Consider the following 11,541-nt stretch of genomic DNA (forward strand, 5'->3'; position numbering starts at 1 on the left):
TTTGGAAAGCTCCTACATTGCATGAATCTAGTGTACCCAAACTTTAGATTATGTAGAGAAAAGAATCCACTGTAGGGTTTCTTTTCTCGTGTTTGAATCATGTGATGATAAATATGTTTCCGCATTTCATAATTATCATCAGTGATATATGTAAGGCATCCATATGAAAATACGAGGCTGTTCAAAGGTTTTCCGTACTTTTGGACAGCCTCACCCCGTTAAAAGGACGATACGCTATGTATCGTCCTTTTTTGTATAAAAAAACACCCAATCAAATGTTCACTTGATTGGGTGTGAAAAACTATTAATAATATTTTTTGCGTTTTGTAGCTAAAATACTTAACAAACCAGCTAGTAGAAGTAAGATACCTACTGTTTGAGTAGAATCTTTTTTGTGACCTGTATTTGGAAGTTCTTTCCGCTTATTTTGGTCATCTTGCTGTTTGTTTATTTGTGTTTCAGAGTTACCTTTTTCTAGTTCTTCGGAAGTTCCTTTACCGTGTGCTTCAGGATTTCCCTTTTCTAGTTCTTCAGAAGTTTCTGTACCAGGTGTTTCAGGATTTCCTTTTTCTAGTTCTTCGGAAGTTTCCTTACCTGGTTTCTCTTCTTTATTCGGAGGAGTAATTGATTCATTATCTCCACCTGATGAAGATTCAATCTTTTTATTTGAAACTGTAATTTGTAGTGGTGCAGCTTGGGCTTTTTCAATTGTAAAGCTTATTGGTGATGCATCTAATTGATAGCCTTCAGGAGCTTTTGTTTCCACTAGTTGATAATTGCCAGGTTTCAAATCATTTACGATTAATTTACCATGCCCATCTGTTTTTAAGCCTTCTCGTGCTACTTTTCCATCTTGATCTAAAATATTGAAAATGGCACCCTCAAGTGTTCCATTGTGATCCATATCAACTTTAGTTAATTCTATTGAACCTGTTGTTAAACTATTTAACGCTGTAACAGAAGTAACTTGAGATTGTCCTTTCGTAATAGTGAAAGGAATTGGCTTAGCGTTTAAATCGTACCCAGTAGGAGCTTTCGTTTCAATAAACTGATAGTCACCCGGACGTAAATCAGAAACAGAAATTTTTCCATCTTTATCAGTAGTTAAATCAGAGTGAACGTCATTGCCGTTCACTCTGATTTAACTACTGCACCTTTAAGAGCAGTACCATCGACATCATCTACTTTAGAAAGTTCCACAGCGCCCTTCGTTAAGCTATTTGTAGCAGTAACAGAAGCTGTAGCGGTTTGACTCTTTTCAACAGTAAAGTTGATAGGAGTTTGATTTAAGTCGTAATGAGTAGGAGCCTTTGTTTCAATGAATTGATAGTCACCCGGACGTAAATCAGAAACAGAAATCTTGCCATCTTTATCAGTAGTTAAATCAGAACGAACGTCATTGCCGTTCATATCAACAATTTTAAAGATAGCTCCTTCAAGAGTAGAGCCGTCGATGTCATCGACTTTCGTTAATACCACAGCGCCTTTTGTTAAGCTATTCTTAGCAGTAATGGAAGCTATTTTTTCTTGTCCTTTTTTAACTGTGAACTTAATAGGTGTTTCGTTTAAGTCATAATGGTTAGGAGCTTTTGTTTCGATAAACTCATAGTCTCCTGGCGGTAATTCATCCACAACTAAACGGCCGTTTTTATCAGTAGTTAAATCAGTACGGACGTCGTGTCCATCCTTATTAACAATTTTAAATACCGCACCCTCGAGTGTTGTGTTTTCTTCAACATCATCAACTTTAATTAACTCCACACTACCTTTCGTTAAGCTGTTAGTAGCTGTAACGAAGACATGTTTTGTCTGACTTCTTTCAATTGTGAACTTAATAGGATCTTCATTTAAGTCATAATGTTTCGGAGCTTTCGTTTCAATAAATTGATAGTCTCCAGGTTGTAAGTCTTTAGCGATGATTTTTCCGTCTTTATTGGTAACTAAATTCGTACGAATATCATTACCGTTCATATCAGTAATTTTAAATACCGCACCTTCTAGCGTTTCTTTCGCATCTAAAGAGTCAACTTTCGTTAATTCAACGCCACCCTTAGTTAAGCCATTTTTAGCAGTAACAGAAACGTGAGTTGTTTGGCTTTTCTCGATAGTGAAAGGAATCGGTGTTTGATTTAAATCATAATGTTTCGGAGCTTTCGTTTCCACGAATTGATAATCTCCTGGTCTTAAATTAGAAGCAGAAACTTTCCCGTCTTTATCAGTAGTTAAATTTGTGCGAACAATTTTCCCTTTCGCATCAATGATGTTAAATACTGCATCAGAAAGTTTTGTATCTGGATTTATATCATCCACTTTAATTAACTCTACCGCACCTTCAATTAAGCTGTTCTTAGCAGTGACTTGTAACTTCTCTGCTTGGCTTTTCTCAATTGTAAATTTAATTGGTGTAGCATCTAGTTTATAGTGCTTAGGAGCCGTTGTTTCAATAAATTGATAGTCTCCAGGATGTAAATCGGGAATAGAAACTTTACCTTTCGCATCTGTCGTAATGCCAGTGCGAACGTCATTGCCGTTCATATCAACAATTTTAAATACTGCACCTTCAAGAGCAGTACCGTCGATATCATCCATTTTAGAAAGTTCTACCGCACCTTTTGTTAAACTATTTTTAGCAGTAACAGAAATCGGTTCGGTTTGTCCTTTTTCAATAGTGAAAGGAATCGGTTCTTTATTTAAATCGTAATGTTTCGGAGCCTTTGTCTCGATGAATTGATAATCACCTGGACGTAGGTCAGGAACGCTAATTTTACCTTGTGAATTTGTAGTAAGATTCTCGCGAATTACAGTACCCTTCATATCAACAATGTTAAATACTGCGCCTTCAAGAGTAGCCCCGTCGACGTCATCCACTTTAGAAAGTTCAACGCCGCCTTTTGTTAAACTATTTTTCATAGTAACAGTAGCAATACCTTTTTGGCTTTTTTCAACTGTAACTACAATTGGTTTTTTGTCTAAATCATAATGTTTCGGAGCTGTTGTTTCGACAAATTTATACGTACCAGGACGTAAATTTTCAACAACGATTTTTCCTTCATTATTTGTTTTTAAATCTGTTTTAAGCACTTTCCCGTTTTGGTCTAGTAAATTAAATACCGCATCAGAAAGTTTCATTTGATCGTTTAGATCATCTACTTTAAGTAGTTCAATACTACCTTGTTGTAAGCTATTTTTAGCAGTTAAAGAAATAGCTTTCTTTTGTCCTTTTTCAATAGTGAAAGGGATCGGTGTTTCATCTAAAACGTAATGCTTAGGAGCTTTCGTTTCGATGAATTGATAATTACCTGGACGTAGGTCATCGATTTCGATTTTCCCTTTACTATTTGTAACAAGATCTTTATGGATTACAGTACCCTTCATATCAACAATGTTAAATACTGCACCTTCAAGTTTAGTGCCATCGATGTCATCTACTTTAGAAAGTTCAACGCCACCTTTTGTTAGAGCGTTTTTAGCCGTAATATGAAGAGTTTCAGTTTGGCTTTTCTTAATTGTAAATTCGATCGGTGTTTTATTTAAATCGTAATGTTCAGGAGCTATTGTCTCAACGAATTGATACGTACCAGGACGTAGGTTTTCAACAACAATTTTTCCTTCAGCATTTGTTTTTAAGCCTTCTTCAACTACTTGTCCGTTTTCATCTAATAAATTAAATACAGCATTAGCAAGATTCGTATTAGTATCAATATCATCAATCTTTGTTAGTTCAACGCTACCTTTTTTCAAAGTGTTTTTACCTGTAACGTTGATCTCTTTCGTTTGACTTCTTTCAATTGTAAATGGAATCGGTGTTTCGTCTAATACATAGTGCTCAGGAGCCTTTGTTTCAATGAACTGATAGTCTCCAGGACGTAAATCAGAAACGGAAATTTTTCCATTTTTATCTGTACCAAGGTTTGTGCGAACTTCGTTACCCTTCATATCAACAATTTTAAAGATTGCACCTTTTAGCATTGTACGATCGATGTCATCAATTTTCGTTAATGTGACTGCACCTTTCTTTAAGCTGTTAGTAGCAGTAACAGTAATGTTTTCTTTTTGACTTTTTCCGATAGTGAACGGAATAGGATCGTTGGCTAACGTATAGTCTTTGGGAGCTTTTACTTCAATAAATTGATAGTCACCTGGGCGCAAGTCAGAAGCAGAAACTTTACCCTGCTTATCGGTAGTTAACTCTTTACGAACCACCTTTTTCGTATCATGAGCATCAACAATGATAAATTCTGCGCCTTCAAGAGTAGCGCCATCAACGTCATCAACTTTTGTTAAAGTAACGCCACCTGTAAGTAAACTATTTGTTACAGTGACAGGGACTGGAAGATCATCCTTGCTACCTTTTTTAATTGTGAACTTAATAGGTGTTTGATCTAATTTATAATGTTCAGGAGCTGATGTTTCAATAAATTGATAATCTCCTGGTGCTAAATCAGGAATAACTATTACTCCGTAATCATCTGTTTTTAAATCTTTCGCAATTTCTTTGCCTGTTGCGTCTTGTAATGTGAACACTGCGCCGGCAAGAGCGATACTACTCTCCACATCATCTTCTTTAATAAGTTTAACTTTTCCTTTCGTTAAACTATTTTTAAATGTAAGTGGAAGAAGTTTTTGTTGTCCTTTTTCGATTGTAAATTCAATAGGTTCTACATTTACATCGTAATAAGTTGGAGCCTTTGTTTCGATAAGTTTATAGTTACCAGGACGTAAGTCGTCAACAACTAGCATTCCTTTACTATTCGTAACAAGTTCCGTACGAACATCTTCATTTGTATCTCTATTAACGATTTTAAATACCGCACCTTCAAGTGTTTCCTTTTCATCTGCAGCATTCACTTTTGTTAATTCAATACCGCCTTTTGTTAAGCTGTTTTTAGCAGTAACAGTAGCCGACGTTGTTTGACTTTCTGTAATTGTGAACTTGATTGGATTTGTATTTTTATCGTAATACTTCGGTGCTGTTACTTCGATAAATTTATAATCGCCAGGGCGTAAGCCAGTAGCGATAGCTTTACCATCCGCACCAGTTTTTATATTTTCGCGAATGACTTTCTTTTCATCATTAGCATCGACAATTTTAAATACCGCACCTTCAAGAGCTGTACCATCGATATCATCAACTTTCGTTAATTCAACATCTCCTGGTTTTAAAGCATTTTCAGCTTTCACAAGTAGAGTTTCTTTCTGACTTCTATCGATTGTAAATTCAATAGGTTCTGCTCGTAAAACGTAATGTTCAGGAGCAGCTGTTTCAATAAATTTATACGTACCAGGACGTAGCTTATCAGCTTTTGTTTTTCCATCAGCATCTGTAGTTAAGTCAGTACGAACATCATTATTATTTACATCCACAATTTTAAATACGGCACCTGCAAGAGGTTTTTTATCACCGAATTCATCAACTTTTAATAATTCAACTTCTCCTGTTTTTAAACTGTTTGTTGCCGTAACAGTAGCAAAAGACTGTTGGCTTTTATCGATTGTAAACTCGATAGGCTTTGTATTTAACACATAATCCTTAGGAGCTTCTGTTTCAATAAATTTATACGTACCAGGCTCTAAGTCTTTAACAGTTACTTTACCATCGGCACCAGTTTTTACATTTTCGCGAATGACTTTCTTTTCATCGTTAGCATCGACAATTTTAAATATAGCACCTGCAAGAGCTGTACCATCGATATCATCAGTTTTTGTTAAAGTGACGCCACCTTTAATGAGGTGATTTGTCGCAGTAACAGTAACTGCCTTCTGTTGACTTTTTACAATTGTAAACTCAATTGGTGTTTTATCTATGTCGTAATCTTTAGGAGCCTTTTCTTCAACAAATTGATAGTCTCCAGGACGTAAATTTGTTGCTTCGATTTGTCCCTGATCATTTGTCGTTAATTTTCCATAGCCGGGGATTATTTTGTTTTTTCGGTCCCGTACACTGAACTCCGCACCTGCTAAAGTTTTTCCATCTTTATCGACTTTTGTTAAAATGGCCGAACCTGGAATCAAGCTGTTTGTTGCAGTGCGGTTTATTACTGTTGTTTGATCTTCCGCGATTTTAACCTCAATCAGTCGATCATCTAATTTATAATGCTCAGGAGCCTTTGTTTCTTGTAAGTAGTAAGTTCCTGGTTTTAAATGATCTACAGTAATTTGTCCTTTATCATTTGTTGTTAATTTTTCATGTTCTGAAATTATTTTTTTGTCTTTATCAAGTAGTGTGAAAACGGCACCTTGTAGTGTTACGTTTTTGTTCAGGTCATCAGACTTTGTTAAAACTACTTTCCCGACAAACTTCTTATTTACAAGTTTATATGTTGTAGTCTCTTGTGTACCAAGTTCAACAATTTTCCCTTGTTTTAACTCCCAGCTAATTACATAGCCTTCAGGAGCCTTTGTTTCTTTTAATAAATATTTATCGCGTTTTAAGTTATTAAATTTAGCGATACCATCTTTGTCTGTTGTAATTTTACGGATAACAGTTTTACCTGTACGATCGTATAAAGTGAATTCTGCTCCAGCTAATGGAGTGTTCTTATTGTCGTTATCTACCTTTATAATTTCAAGGTTTCCACGACCTTTAGTAGCAGATCCTCCGCCGGAACCGGAAGACATTCGTACTTCAATCGTTTCGGTAGTTTCTGTATTTGTTACTGTTAACTTATTGCCTGTGATTTTTGCTTTATTACTTACTTTTTCTTTATCGTCTGCATTAATAAATGAACGATATTCTAAAATATAAGCTCGATTAATTTTCTTCAAGAAAGCAATTTCAAAATGTTGCTTTCCGGTATTATTGTCTGTTGTTATTTTGAGTTTATAGTCTGTTCCTTGTTTTAATTCATTTGCTGTATCTTTTGTTACATTTCCATAGTAATCGACAGTTGTAGGATATAAGTGGAATGAATCTTCCACAAGTACTTGATTCTCTGTTGGATCGTCTGTTACAACTGCGTCTGCAATGGTCGATTGGCTTTCATTAATTGCAATACTCCAATTAATATAGTTGTCATCTTGCACAGCTTTTTTAGTAACGAAGCTGCCACCTTTATTTACTTGAGCATCACCTTTAAGCGTGTTTACAATTTTAGAGCCATCTTTTAACTCTGCCTCGTTTTTGTAGATGCCTTGGATAAGTTCACCATCGAGGCTTGTTTTAAAGATAATATAGTAAGGTGAATTAATTGATTGTTTGAAATGAACCTTTAGGGTGTTTTTATTTTTCTCTGTAGGTTCTTCAAGTTCATATTTCTCAGTTGGTACAGCATTACCAGGTTGTGCATTGTCAGGACTTCCATTTAAAATCATATCGCGCACTTCAATGGATCCTGGTACTAACTTTTGTTTATCTTGTATTACGTCTATAACATATGGGTCTTTAATCTCAACATTATTATAATTAAAACCTATTATCCAAGTGATTTCTTTCGTTTGGGCGTTATAAGAACCGTATTTATATCCATTCGCCTTTGTGAAAGTATCAGGATCAAAGTCCGCTTCAACTTTATTTGATTGTGGATTGGACCCTGCGTCTATCCAAGATAGGTTACCTGTATTTTTAAATGAAGTTTTACCACTTTCTAATTTTGTATAGTCAAAGTCTGTCGTATATTTTACGACTAATGTCTTTGTCATATTAGACTGATATGTACCTATAAGGGTAATTTTGAAACCTTTATCTGTTACATCTAAAACATAATCAGTCCCAGCTTGAAGGGTATAATCTCCGTCTTTAATTTCTAGTTTTTTATCTTTTAATTGTAATCCACCATGGTCAAAGGTATCCGTAATGATCGCGTTGTTTAATGGATAGTTGTTATTATTTACCGTAATTGTCCAGGTTGTTGTTTTGTCTTTATAGTTTGTTTCAGCTTTATTATTAGATTTAATAATATTTTGCTGCTTGAAGCCAACTTCATTTTCTTTACTTGAACCATTATCAGCTGTAACTGTATTTTTTATTTTTCCATCTTTTATGACATTACTAGTTGGCTTTGTTTTATAGGAAATTACATAAGCACTATTAATATCCTCATTAAACTGTAAGTCGAATCCATTCTTCTTGTTACTTACAGTGTAATTATTAACAGTATCTCCTGTTACAAGCCTTCCATTATCATCGTAGGAAGCGTTTTTCACAACGATAGAATTTGCATCTAGTTCATGTGTATCGTCAAAAATATCTTTTAAAAGTGCATCAGTTTTTTTGATATTTTTTTGATCACCGTTGTAAGTAATTGTCCATTCAATCGTTTGCGTCTTTGGATCATATTTACTTGTTTTGTTTAAATGTGTACCACGAGAAACCGTTACAGTAGAGCTTGCGTTTTGTTGTTTTTGATTATCACTCGTTATCGTAACGTTATTTCGGAAGTCTTTTATATTTTCATCAGTAATTTTTGTGGCATATTCGATTTGGTATGCTTTACTGATATTCTCCTTAAAAGCAATCTCCAATTTTGAACCATCTGATGAAATAATTTTGTAATCTTCTGGATCGGCTTCTTTACCACGTGTTGCGTTCCCGTTAACATCAACTTCTAAATAATAAACTTTAATAGAATCTTTATTTAAGCTTGTACCTTGTGGGATGTTATCTTTAAAAACGGCGTTTTTAAGGGTGTCTTTCGTTTTATTCATCTCTACTGTCCAATTAATCTCATTTGTATTAATTGGTCTATCAGGTAACCCCTTTTTATTCGTGGCTGTTTTTACATTAGGCTTAAAGTCAACTGTAATAGAAACATCGTTATCTTTAATTGGGAAAGGAATTTCTTGTGTTGTTGTACCTTTAATTTCAGCTTTATTAAATTCTGTCTTTAATTGTAGGTTACCAACAACATCTGGATGTTCTTCAACATAATCGTTAAATGTCATCGTGACTTTTCCATCTTTTGTAACAGTAAAGTTACCAATTGGATTGTTTTCACTATCGTATAAAGGACTGTTAATTGTATTGTAAATCTTAAAGTGTTTAGGAAGATCAAAAATATAGTAATCTCCATTTTTAACATTCATCGATTTTAAAAGTTCCCATGTAAACTCAATATTGGCAGGGGAATCTGTACTTGGACGGTTATCCTCTGTAAATGGTTTTCCGTCTTTATCCGTCAACTTTACACCCGTTAAAATGTTTGTTGTTATTTGCTTTGGACCTGAATTTGTACCCTCAGCAGGATCGCTTGCTAGATTTTGTTCTTGGTTATCAGCAGCAGGTTTAGTTGCTGGATTTTGTTCCGGATTGTCAGTAGCAGGTTTAGCTACTTGATCTGGCACTTGTTTATTAGTATCCTGTTTGGTTCCATCTTCTTTAGAATCTTCTACTTGAATAGGAACTGTTATAGGCTGAACCAGTGTTCCTAAAGGAAAAGCGATTTGAACTGATTTTTCTTCAGTCTTTAAAGTTGGGTTAAACACAGTATCAATTTTAATTTTTCCTTTAGCGTCTTTCGAATTTTCTACTTGATCATTAAATATTAGTTTTAATTTATTATCTTTAGCTGTTATAAAATATTGACCAATATTTTTTTGATCTGTTACTAAATCTCCTTGTAAATCTTTAGATACTTTTAATGCAAGTGGTATTTGAAGTACTGCTGTATCGTTTGCATGTACAACTTGTTGATCCTTTATTGACCAAGCATATTCTACTTGAATGGTTGATCCTATCTTTATTAAGTTGTTAGGATTTTTTGCTTCGTCAATAATCTGATCCGTTGCATCTTTCATCTCAACAGTGTCAAATAATGAAGTTTCCTTTAAAGTCTCAGCTTTTGCCTGATTGTACGGGAAACTAATAAACTGTGAAAATAGTACAAATACAATTAAACATATATTGAAAAGTTTTTTCATTTTGCCTCCTTTGAACATTCATTTGTTCACTGAGGAATATATTCCACATGAACAAATGGAATATAAAAAAAGTTAATTATTATAAAGTATTTGTTGCTACTATCCCTCCGTTTCTATGTACGTTCTCTGACAGAATAGATGTTTAATTAAAGGCATATACAAAGTAACGTAAAAATCTGGAATATACATAATTCGACAAAAAATGTCGAAAGTATGCTGATAAAAGGAACGATATCAGACCTTTATATACAAGAGCATTTTCTTGTGAATGTGTTATGAACTGGATAGTCATAAAGGTAGGTTTTACGATACATGCTAACCAAAGTAATGTATCCCAAGTTAAAAGTTTGTTTTTTGTTTTAAAATTATGTGGAAAAAATCTGAATAGGGTTGATTTTGGTTAGGGTGAAGACAATATGCACTTTGAAAATATTCATTTATGTAATATGAAATTGAGATAATTGTATCTTAAGAATGTCACTTATTACATTTATGAAAATTAACTTTCTGCCTAGAGAGAGTTGTACAATTTGTGGACCGAAGTTAAGATGGTACAGTTCCTTTTCGGATTTAGTGGAATATAAGTTATTTATAATATTCGGCTAAATCATTACTGCGGTCATTTTTGAAGCTGTTTTACATAAGAAAAAAGAAGGTATCCCTTTTGATAATAGTGTTATCTTCTCTTAAAGATGATTATGAATAACCTTCGCTAAAGATTATATACTTAAATGATAAAGAGTTCAACAGCGGTTTAACAAATATTTTCCAAAAATTAAAAATGACCGTTTTAGTAGAAAAATTCTAAAAAACGGTCATTTTTAATTTTATATTTCTGTTAAAATAATCGGTTCGCCGCGTGTTACGACAACTGTATGTTCACATTGTGCAACAAGGCTTTTATCAGGTGTAACGAATGTCCAACCATCATCGCCACGTTCGATAATGTGATCAGCTTTCATAGAAATGAATGGCTCTACAGCGATAACAAGACCGTCTTTTAGAAGCGCATTATCCATTGGATCAAAATAGCTTAAAATGTGGTTTGGTGCTTCATGTAAGCTAAGACCAATACCGTGGCCAGTTAAGTTTTGAATAACATTGTATCCATTTTTATGTGCAAAGTTTGAAACGGCACGACCAATTTGGTTTTGTTTTGAACCAGCTTTCACCTTTTTCATTGCTGCCCAAAAGGCATCAACAGCTGCTTGGCAAAGCTTTTCTTTTGCTTCATCTTCTCCAAGTACAAATGAAATACCTGTATCTGCATAATAACCATCAAGTGCTGCAGATACGTCGACATTTACAAGGTCGCCTTCTTTTAATACACGATCACCTGGAATACCGTGAGCAACTTCTTCATTTACACTGATGCAAGTTACGCCAGGGAAATCATATTCTTTTTCAGGCGCAGAAATAGCACCATGCTCATCTAATACTTTTTTGCCAATCAAATCAAGCTCTTTCGTTGTCATACCTGGCTTCGCTTCTTTTTTCATTTCTTCACGTGCAAGCGCAACGATGCGGCCGATTTTTCGTAAGCCTTCTAAATCTTGTTCATTACGAATAATCATGAAAACCACTGTCCTTCCTCGAATATATATCTTATCCGATTGTATCATGTTTATTTTCGTCCTGCTACTCGCTTGCGGTATGCAGGCTGATTCCTCTCATAAAGAATACATG

At 34.5% G+C, this 11,541-nt stretch carries 3 protein-coding genes; all 3 read right to left on the reverse strand.

All coding sequences use genetic code 11. The features are described 5' to 3' along the window. Positions 1–304: 304 nt before the first annotated feature. Complete coding sequence (locus QCI47_RS30230; protein ID WP_483299100.1) at positions 305–1,135, reverse strand: MSCRAMM family protein; 831 nt, start codon at positions 1,133–1,135, stop codon at positions 305–307. After that, positions 1,132–9,855 (reverse strand): SpaA isopeptide-forming pilin-related protein, encoded by an 8,724-nt coding sequence (locus tag QCI47_RS00680; protein WP_483299101.1) that lies wholly within the window; start codon positions 9,853–9,855, stop codon positions 1,132–1,134. Before QCI47_RS00680 ends, QCI47_RS30230 begins: the two co-directional genes overlap by 4 nt. An 827-nt stretch (positions 9,856–10,682) precedes the next feature. Further along, a complete protein-coding gene (map, locus tag QCI47_RS00685) occupies positions 10,683–11,477 on the reverse strand; it encodes a type I methionyl aminopeptidase (protein ID WP_097889515.1) in 795 nt (264 codons plus the stop codon). Between the last annotated feature and the right edge of the window lie 64 nt (positions 11,478–11,541).

The sequence above is a fragment of the Bacillus cereus group sp. RP29 genome (genome assembly GCF_040459765.1).
GTDB lineage: Bacteria > Bacillota > Bacilli > Bacillales > Bacillaceae_G > Bacillus_A > Bacillus_A paranthracis.